The sequence below is a fragment of the Serratia sp. NFX21 genome, assembly GCF_048517035.1.
GTDB classification, from domain to species: Bacteria; Pseudomonadota; Gammaproteobacteria; order Enterobacterales; family Enterobacteriaceae; genus Serratia; species Serratia quinivorans.
Window position 1 is genome coordinate 4,681,460 of the sequence record NZ_CP183196.1, and the last position, 14,880, is coordinate 4,696,339.

The 14,880-nt window shown below is 56.0% G+C and carries 18 protein-coding genes; 5 read left to right on the top strand and 13 right to left on the bottom strand.

The window, feature by feature from the left end; genetic code table 11:
• Positions 1-82 precede the first annotated feature (82 nt).
• Genes creC through sdhE form a run of 4 tightly spaced genes read right to left on the bottom strand, consistent with a single transcriptional unit; the run spans position 83 to position 2,862 of the window.
• Positions 83-1,501, bottom strand: coding sequence for a two-component system sensor histidine kinase CreC (creC, locus tag ACNT1W_RS21880; RefSeq protein WP_112363196.1), 1,419 nt, complete (start codon positions 1,499-1,501; stop codon positions 83-85).
• The gene (creB, locus tag ACNT1W_RS21885) at positions 1,498-2,193 is read right to left on the bottom strand and encodes a two-component system response regulator CreB (RefSeq protein ID WP_012146598.1); all 696 of its coding nucleotides are present in this window, start codon (positions 2,191-2,193) and stop codon (positions 1,498-1,500) included. Before creB ends, creC begins: the two co-directional genes overlap by 4 nt.
• Positions 2,193-2,615, bottom strand: coding sequence for a protein YgfX (locus tag ACNT1W_RS21890; protein ID WP_012146599.1), 423 nt, complete (start codon positions 2,613-2,615; stop codon positions 2,193-2,195). Before ACNT1W_RS21890 ends, creB begins: the two co-directional genes overlap by 1 nt.
• Positions 2,596-2,862 carry an FAD assembly factor SdhE gene (sdhE, locus tag ACNT1W_RS21895; protein ID WP_012146600.1) on the bottom strand — a complete coding sequence of 89 codons (267 nt, stop codon included), beginning with the start codon at positions 2,860-2,862 and terminating at the stop codon, positions 2,596-2,598. The genes ACNT1W_RS21890 and sdhE overlap by 20 nt, the downstream gene beginning before the upstream one ends.
• Positions 2,863-3,185: 323 nt before the next feature.
• On the opposite strand from sdhE, the gene ygfZ reads away from it, so the two are divergent.
• Entirely contained in the window at positions 3,186-4,178 is a 993-nt protein-coding gene (gene ygfZ, locus ACNT1W_RS21900) for a tRNA-modifying protein YgfZ (RefSeq protein ID WP_012146601.1), read from the top strand.
• 90 nt (positions 4,179-4,268) lie between these two features.
• Here the strand turns inward: ygfZ and trhA are convergent, their stop codons facing one another.
• The gene (gene trhA, locus ACNT1W_RS21905) at positions 4,269-4,943 is read right to left on the bottom strand and encodes a PAQR family membrane homeostasis protein TrhA (RefSeq protein WP_012146602.1); all 675 of its coding nucleotides are present in this window, start codon (positions 4,941-4,943) and stop codon (positions 4,269-4,271) included.
• A gap of 183 nt (positions 4,944-5,126) precedes the next feature.
• Here trhA and ACNT1W_RS21910 point away from each other — a divergent pair, with 183 nt between their 5' ends.
• The gene (locus ACNT1W_RS21910) at positions 5,127-5,735 is read left to right on the top strand and encodes an HD domain-containing protein (RefSeq protein ID WP_419246132.1); all 609 of its coding nucleotides are present in this window, start codon (positions 5,127-5,129) and stop codon (positions 5,733-5,735) included.
• A 50-nt stretch (positions 5,736-5,785) separates the two neighbouring features.
• On the opposite strand, the gene ACNT1W_RS21915 is transcribed toward ACNT1W_RS21910, so the two are convergent.
• From ACNT1W_RS21915 to ACNT1W_RS21930, 4 genes are read right to left on the bottom strand one after another with little or no spacing between them, the layout of a single operon-like run.
• Positions 5,786-7,111 carry an MFS transporter gene (locus ACNT1W_RS21915; RefSeq protein ID WP_017893860.1) on the bottom strand — a complete coding sequence of 442 codons (1,326 nt, stop codon included), beginning with the start codon at positions 7,109-7,111 and terminating at the stop codon, positions 5,786-5,788.
• Entirely contained in the window at positions 7,108-7,761 is a 654-nt protein-coding gene (locus ACNT1W_RS21920; RefSeq protein ID WP_419246133.1) for a hypothetical protein, read from the bottom strand. Before ACNT1W_RS21920 ends, ACNT1W_RS21915 begins: the two co-directional genes overlap by 4 nt.
• 51 nt (positions 7,762-7,812) lie before the next feature.
• Entirely contained in the window at positions 7,813-9,162 is a 1,350-nt protein-coding gene (locus ACNT1W_RS21925) for an amidase (RefSeq protein ID WP_419246134.1), read from the bottom strand.
• Positions 9,162-9,875 carry a DUF2848 domain-containing protein gene (locus ACNT1W_RS21930; protein WP_419246135.1) on the bottom strand — a complete coding sequence of 238 codons (714 nt, stop codon included), beginning with the start codon at positions 9,873-9,875 and terminating at the stop codon, positions 9,162-9,164. Before ACNT1W_RS21930 ends, ACNT1W_RS21925 begins: the two co-directional genes overlap by 1 nt.
• 129 nt (positions 9,876-10,004) lie before the next feature.
• Between ACNT1W_RS21930 and ACNT1W_RS21935 the strand changes: the two genes are divergently transcribed.
• A complete protein-coding gene (locus ACNT1W_RS21935) occupies positions 10,005-10,682 on the top strand; it encodes a GntR family transcriptional regulator (protein ID WP_041418690.1) in 678 nt (225 codons plus the stop codon).
• A 90-nt stretch (positions 10,683-10,772) separates the two neighbouring features.
• Here ACNT1W_RS21935 and ACNT1W_RS21940 read toward each other — a convergent pair whose 3' ends face one another.
• From ACNT1W_RS21940 to ACNT1W_RS21955, 4 genes are all read right to left on the bottom strand, one after another.
• Positions 10,773-11,090, bottom strand: a complete 318-nt coding sequence (locus tag ACNT1W_RS21940; RefSeq protein ID WP_041418692.1) for a BrnA antitoxin family protein — start codon at positions 11,088-11,090, stop codon at positions 10,773-10,775.
• Positions 11,068-11,376, bottom strand: a complete 309-nt coding sequence (locus ACNT1W_RS21945) for a BrnT family toxin (protein ID WP_017893865.1) — start codon at positions 11,374-11,376, stop codon at positions 11,068-11,070. Before ACNT1W_RS21945 ends, ACNT1W_RS21940 begins: the two co-directional genes overlap by 23 nt.
• A 96-nt stretch (positions 11,377-11,472) precedes the next feature.
• Positions 11,473-12,219 carry an SDR family oxidoreductase gene (locus ACNT1W_RS21950; RefSeq protein ID WP_112363189.1) on the bottom strand — a complete coding sequence of 249 codons (747 nt, stop codon included), beginning with the start codon at positions 12,217-12,219 and terminating at the stop codon, positions 11,473-11,475.
• Positions 12,220-12,367: 148 nt separating this feature from the next.
• The gene (locus ACNT1W_RS21955; protein ID WP_041418694.1) at positions 12,368-12,586 is read right to left on the bottom strand and encodes a hypothetical protein; all 219 of its coding nucleotides are present in this window, start codon (positions 12,584-12,586) and stop codon (positions 12,368-12,370) included.
• A 187-nt stretch (positions 12,587-12,773) separates the two neighbouring features.
• Here ACNT1W_RS21955 and ACNT1W_RS21960 point away from each other — a divergent pair, with 187 nt between their 5' ends.
• A complete protein-coding gene (locus tag ACNT1W_RS21960; protein ID WP_017893868.1) occupies positions 12,774-13,442 on the top strand; it encodes a response regulator in 669 nt (222 codons plus the stop codon).
• Entirely contained in the window at positions 13,439-14,845 is a 1,407-nt protein-coding gene (locus ACNT1W_RS21965; RefSeq protein WP_115183881.1) for a sensor histidine kinase, read from the top strand. Before ACNT1W_RS21960 ends, ACNT1W_RS21965 begins: the two co-directional genes overlap by 4 nt.
• Positions 14,846-14,880: the final 35 nt, after the last annotated feature.

Consider the following 14,880-nt stretch of genomic DNA (forward strand, 5'->3'; position numbering starts at 1 on the left):
CGCCGCGCTCCATGTAGGTAATGGAGTCACGATAATGCCCTCGGGTGAAAGCAGAATGTGGTTATGTGAAGGGACGGTGAAGTCAGAGCGATAAGGTGAAAATAGCGGTCACGCCGTGCGGCTGACGGTTGCTCAACTGGATACTGCCACGGTGCAAGCGCGCCACTTCCTGCACAAAATTCAGCCCCAGGCCACTGCTTTTCGGCTTATCCGATCGGGCCAGAGAATAGAAACGCTCGAACACTTTATCCAGTGCATAATCCGGAATGCCGCTGCCGTCGTCACTAACGGTGACCTGATAGTGGCCCTCATGGCGCTCACCGCGCACTTTGATGGTGCCGCCAACCGGGGTGAAGTCCAATGCGTTGTCCAGCAGGTTGGTCAGCGCCTGGCTAATCAGCAGTCCATCGCCGTTCAGGGTGATATCTTCCACTCCTTCAACCTGTAGCAAAACGCTACGCCGCGCTGCCTGCGCCTCTTTGCCTGCCACAGCCTGACGCACCAGCGTCGCCATTGCCAGTGGCACAAGTTCCAGGACCGGCCGGCTCTCCAGCCGCGCCTGCACCAGCAATTTATCCACCAGTTGCTGAATGCGCGCACTCTGCTGTTCGATATTGGTCAGAAAACGCTGGGCGGTGGCTGCCGGCGGTTGTTCCTGCAACAGCTCTGCTGCGCCACGGATCGCCGCCAGCGGGCTTTTCAGTTCGTGGGTCAGGGTATGTACATACTGTTCGATGTAAGCCTTGCCCTCCAGCTTCACCCGCATGCTGTCCAGCGCCTGCGCCAACTGGGTCAATTCATGGCCGCCCATCTTCGGTAACGGCACACTTTTTCCCTGCGCCACACCGTCGGCGTAGTACACCAGCCGCCCAATCGAGCGGTTGATCCACCAGACAAAGCCCAGGCCAATCAGCAAGGCAATGCCCAACAGCAGCGCACCGGCCCACAGAATACGGCGTTCGCTGCGCTTGATCACCGGTACCATGGTGCTGTTCGGTTTACCGACGCTAAGCACACCGATAATTTTCCCCTGCTCCATGACCGGCGCGGCAACATACATCACCGAGCTGTTTTCATCCTGCGGATCGCTGCGCGTGCTGCGTGCGCCGTACTGGCCAAGCAGCGTCAGATAAACGTCATTCCAGCGTGAGTAGTCCTGGCCGAGCGCCTTGCCGCTGGAATCAAAAATGACCTTGCCGTTTTGATCGGTAAGATAAACGTGATATTCGCTGCGATCCTTGCGGATGCCGGCAATATTGGCGCCAATGGGGCGTTGATTGAGTTGAGAGAACGCCTGTGCCAGTTGCCCGTGCGCTACGTCGGCGCGCTGCATGTCCAGACGTGCAATCTGCGCCAGCAGGTTGGCAGTGTCCACCAGTGTGCCTTCGGTAGCGCGCCGCACGCCGGGTTTCACTTCCTGCACGAAAATGCTCAGTACGAAATAGCCCGCCACCGCCACAATCAGGAAGTACCCCAACAGCAGGCGCAGGCCTATTCTCATGGCTGGCGGCTCACGCTGTAGCCGAGGCCGCGATGAGTGTGGATCGGCGGTTCAGCGGGATCGATGGCGCGCAGCTTGGCACGCAACGTTTTGATATGGGTGTCGACGGTGCGATCCAGGCTTTCTTCGGCCAGCGCCCAGACGCTTTCCATCAGTTGCTGGCGTGAAAATACCCGGCCGGGCGCCAGCAACAGCGTTTTCAACAGCAAAAATTCGTAACGGGTCAGCAGCAGCGGCTGCTGATGGTAATGGATGGCCGCGGCCTGTTCGTCCAGGCTGAAAGGGCCGAATTGATACAGAGCCGGCTGCTGCAGGCGCTGCTGTTTTTGCAGACGGCGCAGAATAGTGCGCACCCGGGCGCTGACTTCTCGCGGGGAAAAGGGTTTGGCGACGTAATCATCGGCACCGATTTCCAACCCTATCAGGCGATCAAGCTCATCGCTGCGGGCGGTGAGAAATAAAATAGGCAAATCCGCCGACTGCGATAACAACCGGCGGCAGAGTTCAAAACCATTGATGTCCGGCAGACCAACATCGAGGATCGCCAGCGCAGGTGCCCCTTGCGCCAACGCCTGTAATGCCGGTTCACCGCGTTCGAACCAGCGCACCTGAAAGCCTTCGCTCTCCAGGGTATAAATCAGCGTGTCGGCAATGCTGGGTTCATCTTCCACCAGCCAGAGCGTCGGCTTCATCAGGGCTCCTCGTCATCACTGGCGGGCGGATACAGCAAGCGTTGGCGCAACTGCCGCCAGTCGGCTTTAGCCATGGAGTCGGAAGCCAGCCACAGCCGACGGCGCTTTTTGCCTCCCACCGGCTGTAACGTCAACAGAATGCCGTAACGTGGCATCCAGGGCTGCTTTAGCAGTTGCCACTCCTGCCCATGCCAACCCAGGCGTTGGTTCTCCAGCAGGCGCAGCTCACCCTGCCGCGACGCAATACGCTTTTGGCTGCGAATGCACTCAAACACCACCAGCGTCAGTAGCACCAGCCAGATCGGGCCATAGCCTTCCGGCCAGGGCGAAATCAGGATCAGCAGGATCAATACGCCATGTGTCAGCAGCGAAAATAACTGGGTGCGCCAGGAAATACGGACGTCACATCGCCACTGGGCCACGGTCTTTATTTCGCGTCTGGATCAGTGTCACCATTCTCTGCAGTTCACTGTCCTGCGGAGCGCCATGATTCATCAGCCAATTGAAGAGATCGGGATCGTCAGACTCCAGCAGACGGATAAACAGCGCTTTGTCTGTATCGTTCAACAGGTCATATTCATACTCGAAGAAGGGCATGATGGAGATGTCCAGCTCACGCATACCGCGGCGACAAGCCCAGTGGATACGTGCTTTGTTATTAATATCCATGTTGTTATGACTAACCTCTTTTCAGCGTGGCAACGCCATCGCAGGGTTCAACTGACACACTGTATGGCAACACCGGCGCGATATAATTCCATCAGCCAAAGATCTGTCTGCAAGGGTTACCCTTGGCCGCAAGCCTATAGAGTAACAATTTGACATACTCGCCGGGAAGGACGTTCTCGGTGTAAAGCGTAATAAAGCGCTAAATGTCAAAAAAAGCGCTGTCTGCGAGGCAAGCGTGAATAACAGTTTGCAAAGGCCGCCACCTCTTTTACCATGGGGCCAACACACCTTCAGGTAAGCTAAACGTTAAGCAGGATCTTACTATGGCGTATAAAATTCCATTTCCACCCCGTCAGCCTTCCGCTTCCTCCCATCTGCCCCTGACCCTGATCTCACTGGAAGATTGGGCGCTGGTGACATTGAACGGGCCGGACCGGGTGAAATACCTTCAGGGCCAGGTAACCGCCGATATCGAAGCGCTGCCGGCCGATAGCCACGTGTTGTGCGGCCACTGTGATGCCAAAGGCAAAATGTGGAGCAACCTGCGTTTATTCCATCGCGGTGAAGGCTTTGCCTATCTGGAACGCCGCAGCGTGCTGGATAGCCAACTGGCTGAAATCAAAAAGTACGCGGTATTTTCCAAACTCACCATTGCCGCCGACAGCGAAGCAGTGTTGCTGGGCGTAGCCGGTTTTCAGGCACGCGCGGCGCTGGCGGGCGTTTTCAACAGCCTGCCGGATGCCGAACATCAGGTCGTGCAGGACGGTGAAACTACCCTGTTGCACTTTTCACTCCCGGCAGAACGTTTTCTGTTGGTCACCACCGCCGCCGTTGCCGAACAGTTGGTCGACAAACTGCACGAGCAGGCCGAATTGAACGACAGCCAGCAGTGGCTGACGCTGGATATCGAAGCCGGCTACCCGGTGATTGACGCCGCCAACAGCGGGCAGTTTATCCCACAGGCCACCAACCTGCAGGCGCTGGATGGCATCAGCTTCAGCAAGGGCTGCTACACCGGTCAGGAAATGGTGGCGCGCGCCAAGTTCCGCGGGGCCAACAAACGGGCATTGTACTGGCTGGAAGGCAAGGCTGGGCGAGTGCCGCAGGCCGCTGAAGACGTGGAATTGCAGTTGGGTGAAAACTGGCGCCGTACCGGTACGGTGCTGAGCGCTGCCAGGTTGGCCGACGGCACGCTGTGGGTACAAGTGGTGCTGAATAACGATCTGGACGCCGACAGCAAGCTGCGGGTTCGCGACGATGCCACCAGTCAACTGGCCATCAAGCCACTGCCATACTCACTGGCGGAAGAGAAATAAAGAAGGGAGCAGTCAGAGCTTCCTGGTCTGTCTGCAATAGATTTCGCACTGCAGCCAACAACGCTGCAGTGCGAAAGATATCAGCGGGTATCAGACGTACAGATAAATCGCCATAAAGTGGCACAGGCTGCCACCGAGCACGAAACCATGCCAAATGGCGTGGCCGAAGCGGAAACGCTTCGATGCATAGAAGATCACGCCCAGGGTATAAACCACGCCACCGACCGCCAGCAGCGTCACACCGCCCAGCGCCAAACGAGTTGCCAACTGATAAATCACGATCAGCGACAGCCAACCCATGGTCAGATAGGTCACCAGCGAGAGCGCTTCAAACCGGTGTGCGAACGCCAGTTTGAACAACACGCCCAGCAGCGCCAAACCCCAAATTACCGCCATCAACCCCTTGGCCAACGGTGAGTTCAGCCCCACCAACAGAAACGGCGTGTAGGTACCGGCAATCAAAAGATAAATGGCGCAGTGGTCAAATTTTTTCAGCCAGTGCTTGGCTTTCTGGTGGGGAATGGCATGGTACAGCGTGGAGGCCAGGAACAGCAGGATCATGCTGCCGCCATAAAGGCTGTAGCTGGCGATGGCCGTTACGTCAGCGCCGGTGTCTACCGCCTGAACCAACAACAGTACCAGGCCGACAATACCAAAAACCAACCCTATACCGTGACTGATGCTGTTAGCGATTTCTTCCGCCCACGGATAGGCCGTGGCGGCCATTTTTTCAGTACCGGCTTTCACTACGCCCGTTTTTCCCATTGCACACAACCCCTCAAAACAGCCAACATTGTTCGAAATTACCGCAAGGCAGCTTAACTGAGAATAATTTCAGTGTACACGTGTACGCTAAAATAAAACTGTGTGTGCGTGTAACCATCGAAATCCCTCGCCCGCTGGTCTACAATCGTTCGGCTTCAACCCATCTACCATGAGGTTTACACCATGTCATCCGCTGTACCCGCGTTAGATTTCGGCTCCATGACCCAGGTCATCCAGTTCCTGATGGAAATCGACAAGTTGAAAAGCGTGCAACGCCGCACCAAAGTGCTGGGCACCCAACGCCAGGAAAACTCCGCCGAACATAGCTGGCACTTTGCTATTGCCGCCATGAGCCTGGCCCCTTACGCCAGTGAAGGCGTAGATATCCAACGCGTGATCCAGATGGCGCTGCTGCATGACATCGTTGAGATCGATGCCGGTGACGTGCTGGTCTACGATCTGGCGGCCCGCGCAGCGATCCATGATGTGGAAGTGGCGGCGGCACGCCGGTTGTTCGGTATGCTGCCGGACTCTCAGCGCGAGTATTTCACCGCTTTATGGCAGGAATATGAAGATGGCGAGAGCGCCGACGCGCGCTTTGCGCTGGTGCTGGATCGCACCATGCCGATGCTGATGAACCTGCACAACCAGGGCCAAAGCTGGGTAGAGAACGGTATCAGCCTGGAGCAGGTATTGGCGCGTAACACTACCATCGCCGATGTTCACCCGGAGTTGTGGAAGTACCTGCTGCAACACCTGCAGGACGCACAACGCAAAGGCTGGCTGAAATAACAGCGTTGCTATTGTGACAGGCCGGGTGATCCCTTCACCCGGCACGCCTTTCATAACGGCTTGTGTGCCGTTTCCTTCGCGGCAATCACTGCCCAAAGTGTGATTAGCAGTGCCAGCACCACATAGGCCGAAATAGCCAGCGTGCTGTCGTAAGACTTGAACAATGAGGCGATGATCAGCGGCGCAAAGCCACCACCGATAATACCTGCCAACGTATAAGCCAACGACGACCCCGCATAACGCACCCGGGTTGGGAATTGTTCGGTGATAAAGGCCGCCTGCGGGCCATACATTGCCGCATGGATCAACAGACCGACCACCACCGCCAGGCAGATCAGCACCGGCTGGCTGCTGTCGAGCAGCATAAAGAACACAAATGCCCAAACCATCGCCGCCAAAGCCCCACCGATATACACCGGCCGACGGCCAAAACGATCGGACAGTGCGCCGAACATCGGCACGGTAATCGCGTTACCGATCGCCCCCAACATGGTGGCAGCCAACGCCACCGGGCGCGGCAGGTTCAATACCGTAGTGACGTAGGTCAGGGTAAAAACCACCACCAGCGCATACAGCACGTCGGAACCAATACGCGAACCTCCGGCGATCAACAGCGGACGCCGATGCTGGGTGAAAACTTCGCGGATTGGTGAATGGGTAACGTCCTTCGATGCCTCCAGTTTCAGAAACGCCGGCGTTTCCCCCACGCCACGGCGTAGCCACAGGCCAAACACCACCAGTACCAGGCTAAGCAGGAAGGGAATACGCCAGCCCCACTGCTGGAAATCCTCCGCCGTCATCGCCACCGTCACCAGCGTGATAAGCCCGGTGCCGATCAGCGTTCCGCAGGAAGGGCCAACCTGAGCAAAGGAGGCGTTGCGTCCTCGCTGATGAGGCTTGCCGTGCTCCATCGACAGCAATACCGCCCCCGCCCATTCGCCCCCCAGCGCAATTCCCTGAATAAAGCGCAGCGTCACCAACAGCAACGGACTCCAAATTCCCCAGCTGGCATAACCGGGTAGCAACCCCATCAGCGCGGTTGTCACCCCCATGATCACCAGCGTGGTCACCAATACAAAACGCCGTCCCAGCACGTCACCCAGATGACCAAAGACGATACCGCCAATCGGCCGCGAAACATAACCCACCGCGTAAGTGGAAAACGCCAAAATGGTGCCCACCAGCGGATCGAAAGAGGGGAAAAATACGTGGTTGAAAATCAGCGCCGCCATGATGTTGTAGACGGTGAAGTCATACCATTCCAGCGCGGTGCCAATCGAACTGGCCGCCGCCAGCTTGCCGGTGTTTGGCGGATGGGCGGTAGCCTCGGCAGTGGACGCTTCCGCGATTGACGGCTGTGTGGTTGAAGTGCTCATGATGAAAGCTCCTGTGTGGTCAGTTGCCAGCCAAGGGCATAATGCAGGGCATCGGCGGCGGGGATTTTCAGTTGGCTACAGGCCAACTCACTCAGCCGCTGTCCGGCTTCGGCGCTGCTGCTTTCGATCAGCATCATCGGCAGTAACCGGCGGTTCTCCCGCGACTCTTTCGGCAACGGGGAACTTAGTTCAGCGTCCGGCGACAGCAGGCTACTGCGCACAAAACCGGGCAGTTCGGCCAGTTGGCTCCCCAAATGCTTGATGCAGGCCTTCAGCACTTGCGGCTGCGCCGGTTCGAGGGGAAGGATAACCAGATGGCTGCCGCAACCCTGACCGGTCACCGCCTCCACCGCGCAGACACGACGCATCGGATCGCGCATTTTATCGAGACTGGCGACCGACCAGGGGGTCTGTTCGGTAAACGCGGCGCGGTAGGCCGCCGAGGTAAAGCTGGCCAGGGATTCGGTTTTATACAGTCCGAGGTATTTGCGTCCGCCCTGTAGTGCCTGATAACGCGTACCCGACAAGAAACCGGGCACCCGCACTCGCTCTTCCACGTGCTCGCGGTCGTACCACTTATTGAAATCCGCCTCGTCCTGCGCGGCGACATCTGTTGCGACAAACAGCATTCCGTTTGGGGAACCGGTCATGGGTACTCTCCTGTTAGTTCAAAGTAAGGCGGGGTCGTCCCCACCGGAAAATCACGCCTCGGCGAGGCAGCGTTCGATCGCCAGCGCCCAGCCCAGCAGCGCCTCGTCCTGCAGCGGCAGCCCGGCCACCATCAGCCCCACAGGAGCCGTATCACCTCGTTGACAGGGCAGCGACAGCGCACAACCATCGAGGAAGTTGATCACCGAAGGGTTACGCAACGCGGCACCGTTGATACGGAAATAGGCGTCTTCATCCTCCTGCAGTTCGGCAATGGTCGGCGCAACGAAGGGCAGGGTTGGCATCAACAACGCGTCAAATTTTTCCACTGCCGCGGTCACTCGCCGTTGCCAATCGGCACGCTGCATCCGCAATTGCTGCAGATCCTGCTCATCGAGCAACTGGCCGCGACGAATACGTGACAGCACCCGTGGGTCATAGTCTTCGGCATGTTCGGCAATCAGCGGCTGGTGCCAGCGCCAGGACTCCAGCGCGGTGAAACCACCGGCGGCGTTGATCGCTGCCAGCTCGGCGAACTCATGACAGGGAATAAATTCAATCTGCGCCCCGGCCTGCACCAGCCGCTCCACGCTGAGATGAAAGGCGGCGGTGACTTCCTCATCCAGGCCATCCAGCACCAGCGTTTGTGGCACGGCAAAGCGCGCCTGACTCAGCGTTTTCTGCTGCGGGTGCAGCGGCTGCTGGGCAATCACCGTATCCAGCGCGATGCAACCGGCAACGTCATGGGCAATCACGCCAATTGAATCCAGTGAGGGTGACAAGGGCAGCAAACCACGACTGCTGATGCGCCGGGCGGTAGGTTTATAACCGGTCAGGCCACAGAAGGCCGCCGGAATACGTACCGAACCACCGGTATCGCTGCCTATCGCGCCAAAGCACATGCCGTCAGCCACCGCAACCGCCGCACCGGAAGACGAACCACCGGGAATACGGCCAGCAGGGCGATCCCAGGGATTGGCGGGCGTGCCGTAGTGGGGATTAATGCCAAGCCCCGAATAGGCAAACTCGGTCATGTTGGTTTTGCCGATCACTACCGCGCCAGCCTGCAACAACTGCGCCACCACTGCAGCGTGGTTGTTGGCTACCGGCGCATCGGCCAACACCCGCGAACCGGCAGCGGTGGCCTCCCCGGCGACATCAAACAGGTCTTTGACCGATACCGGCACACCGTCCAACGCCGACAGGGGCTTACCCGCCGCACGCCGTCGATCGGCAGCCAATGCCTGCTGCTGTGCCCAGTCGCTATAAACATGAGTAAAAGTGCGTGCGCCCTCCCCCTGTGGGTCGGCGATTTGCGCCAGAGCGGTGGCGGTCAGTTGCACAGCAGTGAATTCGCCACTGGCCAATCCGGCGGCAGCCTGCGCTAAAGTCAGTTTTTTCATCACGCCACCACCGGCAGTTCTATGCTGCGATAACCGTGGCTGATGGTACGTCCCAGCACTTCGTCCACCAGTTCCATACGGAATTCGACCGCCGGACGGATACCACCAATCGCCGCGACCGTGCCACAGGCCATCGCCAGGCCATCTCGCGGCTGCGGGACCGTCAGCCCGCCCTCCGGCACCTGCTGACCACTCAAATAGCGATCCAGCAGATCGCCGGGAGTACGCAGACTGGCAAGGTAACCCTGCTGATAAAGCCGGAACTCACCGTTTTCTTTGATCCAGGATCGCAGGATCAATGAATCCCAGTGAGCAATCACTTCCCGTAGTGGCCAGGCGGCGCGGGCTACCGGTTTGACGCAGATTTGTTTGGACAGCGCGACGCTGTGCGCCTCCAGTTGGCGATCGGTATGATCTGAGGCCAGCGAAACAAACACTTCCCCCTGATGAGTGAAGATCAAAGGCTCCGCTTCGCCGGAGCTGGCATTGCCGATCACTTCAATGCAATCGCTCTGACTGAGCTGATTAGCCGCCACCCGATAAAATAGCGGGACTGCACTGGGTTGGGGCACGCCCAGTTCGGCCAACTCCCTAATATGGTGCAGAATGGCCTCGCGATCGCGGCCGGTCCAGCCGGCGATCACCAAATGATCAATCTCAACATCCAGCACCCCGGCCCCGCTGGATTCAGGTAAAGTGAAGGTCAGTCTCATGGCGTTTGTGTCCCTTTAGTTAAAATACTGTGAAATTTCACTATATCTTTAGCTACCAAATAAGCGATTTCCATGCCATGTTTTTGTGTACTATGTCTAAAAACTTTCTTCTTGCAGGAGCAGAACGTGATGAGCCTTGACGCAGAGAGCCAGGAACTCCCGACGGCAGAGGAAGCCGGAATGTCACTGAATGAACTGGCCTATCGGCGCTTTAAGCAGGCATTGGTGACGTTGAGTTATAAGCCTGGTGAATATCTCAATACCGCGCAGGTAATGAGTGAGCTGGATATGGGCAGAACGCCAATCAATCAGGCAATCCATCGGCTGGCCAATGAAGGGTTGTTACAGGTGATCCCGCGTAAAGGAGTGATGGTTTCGCCGCTGTCGATGGATGACGCACTGGAACTGATTGAAGTCCGACTGGCCAATGAAATGCTGTGTATGCGGCTGGCAAGCAAGCGAATTACCGAACCACAAGTCGCCGCACTGACGGCCCTCAATCAACAAATTGAAGTCGCCAGCCAGCGCCGTGACCGGGTGCAGATGATGACGCTGGACCACCAGTTCCACCAGCAGCTGGCGCAGATCGCCGGGAATAATATGCTGGCGGACATCCTGAGCGTGCTGCATGCCAGGGCGCAACGCTTTTGGGCCAGCACGCTGTCACGCGAAGGTCATATGCGAGAGGTGATCGAAGAACATCGAGCCATTATCGCTGCACTGGCCGCACAGGATGACGACGCAGCCGCCAATGCAGCAGAGGCGCACATTCTGTCTTTCCGCAGCGCGCTGCTGCATGAGGGCTGATTGGGTAGAGATAACGCCAAAGCAAAAACCCGGTGAGTCTAAAGCTACCGGGTTTTAAACGGCAGGATAAATACTGGCAGGTGAGGAGTTTTACTCTTCGAGCTCTTGGCCTTTCAGCATGGCGGCGCGCAAGACCGCGTTCAAACGTTTCTGGTAACCTTTACCCGGCCTCTGAAGCCACTCCAGAATATCAGCATCGATCCTGACGGTTTTTGATACCTTCATCGGTTTGTAGAACCTTCCTTGTAACGCAGTCCCCCACTTCTCATCGCTAAGTGTGGGCGCATCACTGTAGTCAATGTCGACGTCTGGCATAGCACTCAATGAAGCTATTTGCGCTTTTTGCACCTCCGTCAGGGGAGGAAGCACGCTATGTTGCACATTCCTAACCAAATTTTTTCGCTTCATATTTTCCCCTTTCTTTAACATCCGCTTTGCGGGCTGAAATGATACGGATAATCTCTATACTGTCACCGTCCACATCAACCTCTCGCGTGGTATGCGCCACCAGCAATATCAGGCAACCACCGACCATGCCAATGGTTTGCCAGCGCTCTTCGCCACCATCAATGCGCTCAATCACGGCTAGCTGGTTTGGGTCAGAAAAAACATGCTGCGCCAGCTCAAAGCTTATGTGATGTTTCGCCAGATTACTTTGGCTTTTTCTTTGATTCCATTCAAAAGAAACATACATTTTTGTAACTACAAATTGGTTGTTATTTAAACAATAATTACACCCAATAATACCTGAAGTCAAAAGGATACTCGCGGAACTGTGGCTAATGAGCCATCAACGACCGCCGGCGGCCTCGATAAAGCTGCCGGTGACGTAAGAAGCGGCATCGGACAGCAGCCAGGCGATGATTTCTGCCACCTCTTCCGGGGTACCGCCGCGTTGCATCGGCAGGCTGCTTTTTACCCGATCAACGCGCCCAGGCTCGCCGCCGCTGGCATGCATTTCGGTATAAATAAGCCCCGGCCGCACCGCGTTGACGCGAATGCCCTGCGCCGCCACCTCCAACGCCAGTCCGGTAGTTAGCGTGTCCACCGCCCCTTTAGAGGCGGCATAGTCGATGTATTCGCCCGGTGCGCCTAAGCGTGCTGCAGCGGAAGAGACATTGACGATCGCCCCGCCCTGGCCGCCATGACGATGCGCCATGCGCTTTACCGTCTCGCGGCAACAGAGAAAATAACCGGTAACGTTGGTGCTCAGCACCTTGTTGATGCGCTCGGCGGTCAGTTGCTCAATGCTCGACTGCTGAAACAGAATACCGGCATTGTTGACCAGTGCGTCAATAGGCCCGAGGGTGGCATCCAGTTGGCTAAACATCGCCTGTACCTGGCTTTCATCGCCAATATCGGCACGCAGCGCCAGCGCCCGGCCGCCCAGTGATTCTATCTCCGCGACCACCTGTTGCGCCGCAGCTTCATTCTGCAGATAGTTAACGCCTACCGCATAACCCTGACGTGCCAGCAGTAGCGCCGTAGCGCGGCCAATACCCCGACTGGCACCGGTGACCAATGCAACTTTAGTCATGTTGTTCCTTTCTTTGATTGGGAAGTCATAACCGGTAACTGGCGCTCAGCAAAGCTACCTCAGCCACCTTCTTCAACAGAGTATAGATATCCATGCTGCAGAATATCCAAGGGTATTTTTCCACTTGTTGCCCTTATTAAAATAAACCTTATAACTGCACCAAACGACGCAGTTGTTTTTTAATCCGTGGCTTTAAGCTTTTATAAAAAATCAGGGACTGCGCATGCTGAATATGCGGCAAGGGAGAGGAAATCTGGACGGGATGATTACCCCCTTGCGCGCCAACGTCGGAAGGCAGTATGACCAACACCAACAATAAAATTGCGCCTGTACAGGTAACCGCCATTGAAAAGTTGTCGACACGCATTTTTCCTACCCTGATGATTTGTGCAGGAATCAGCGTACTCGAAATATATCGACGCTCCCTTAACGCCAAATTAATCCCAGATTAAGGTTTGCTTAAGAACGATGGTGCAAAAAGGATGACGCCGTTGTCTTCCCATGAGGGTTGTAGTTATATAGCCGCCAGCGTCGTGACATAAACCGGATACCCCGTGAACATATTGTTAGTGGAAGACGATCTGCAATTGGGCAAGGCCCTGTGCCGGGCACTAGAGCTGGCGGGTTTTGAGCTATGCTGGGTGCGGCTGGTGCATGATGCTCAAACCAGGCTCTCACAGGGCAGTTTCGATTTAATGCTGTTAGACCTTACCCTGCCAGACGGGGATGGATTAAAAAAACTGGTCGAGTGGCGGGCCGCCGGACAAAATATCCCGATCATTATTTTGACCGCACGCGACCGTATCGAAAGCCTGGTCAATAGCCTGGACTCCGGCGCGGACGACTTTCTGGCCAAACCTTTCGCCTTGCCTGAGTTGATATCCCGCGTGAAGGCGGTGAACCGCCGCATGGCCGGGTTTGCCTCCCAAACCTGGAGCCTGGGCAATCTGTATCTGGACCCAATTAATCACCAGGTGACGCTGGATGACGAACTTCTGCTGTTATCGAAAAAGGAGTATCGGCTGCTGCATGAACTGATGCGCTGCGCCGGCACCGTGGTGCGTAAAACCGCACTGGAGCAGAGTCTGTTCGGCCATGGCGACAGCGTGGAAAGTAATTCTCTGGAGGTGCATATGCATAACTTGCGGCGCAAGATTGGCAAGGAAAAAATTATCACCGTGCGTGGCATCGGTTATTTATTAAAAAAAGAGACTCTGGGATGATAAGTTTTAAATCCTTTTTTATGCGCACCATTATTTTCCAGGTTTTAGCTATATTATTGCTCTGGGGCGCATTGATTGGTTGGGTAAAATATTCATATTATCCCGATGCGGAAAAGTATTTAGATAATCAGCAACGCATTGTCGCCCGGGGTATCGCCAATATTCTTGATAAGACAGATGTTACCAACCGCAGTTATCTTGAGGTGATTAAAGATATCGAAGTCATGTATATCGACTCGATCAAAAACGGCATGCAGGATGAAATAGACTATCGCCCGCTATTTGTGGTTTACGATAGCAACAACCAAATGCTTTACGCCTCACCGTCACAGGAAAAACCGCTGTTCCTGCCGCCGTCGGTGCTGTCCGGCACCATCAGCTACGCCAATGTGAAGTGGCATATTGCCGGCAGTTGGAGCGATAAACAGCAATTTAGAGTGATCGTCGGCGAATCCTTTGACAACCGCACCACTATTTTCGGCAATCCGGCGGAAAGCACCGCGATCCCGCTGTTGGTCACCCTGGCAGCCATCATTGTCACTTTGCTGTTTACCGCCTATCTCAGCCTGCGGCCTCTGCGGCAAATTGCCAGAATGATCTCTGACCGCAAGCCCGGTACTCTGTCGCCGATCAATGCGGCCGAACAATATCAAGAAATCCGACCAATCGTTTTGGAAATCAATAAGCTGATGTCGCGCATCGATGCTGCCAACCAACGTGAAAAGCGTTTTATGGCCGATGCGGCGCATGAGCTGCGCACCCCGATCGCCGCCGTACTGGCACAGCTGCACCTGTTGACCCAGGTGGCGGATAAAACCGAACGTCAGGAAATCATTGAAGACATGCAGCAAGGGTTGGATCGCGCCGCATCGCTTTCGCGCCAACTGATTGATCTGGCCAAACTGGAGTCGGAAGACTTCCCACTGAAGATTGAAACGGTGAATATCCACGCGGAAATCGGCAAATGCATTGCCCAGCACGTGCCCTATGCGCTGGAGAAGAATGTCGAACTCTCGCTGGATGGCAGTGAAAATGTGATGATTGATACCGATCGTCACTCGCTGATTACCATTTTTACCAACCTGTTGGAAAACGCCATCAAATACGCGCCTGACGGTGGCCGAATCGAAGTCAACATCCGTTCGCTATCGCCACTGGGTTGCTATATTACTGTGCGAGACAATGGCCCCGGTATTAACCCTGAATACCACAAACGGTTATTCGAACGTTTTTATCGCGTGCCAGGTACTCTGCAGGTCGGCAGCGGTCTGGGGCTGGCGATTGCCAAAAATCTGGCGGATAAAATCGGTGCGCAACTGCGGGTAGCCGAAGGGCTTGATGAACGCGGCATCGGGTTTGTTATTGATCTACCGGAGAACTATCTGGTGTCATCGGAGAGTTAAGCCAACATCGCCCAGCCAATTTTACTGCAACGGCA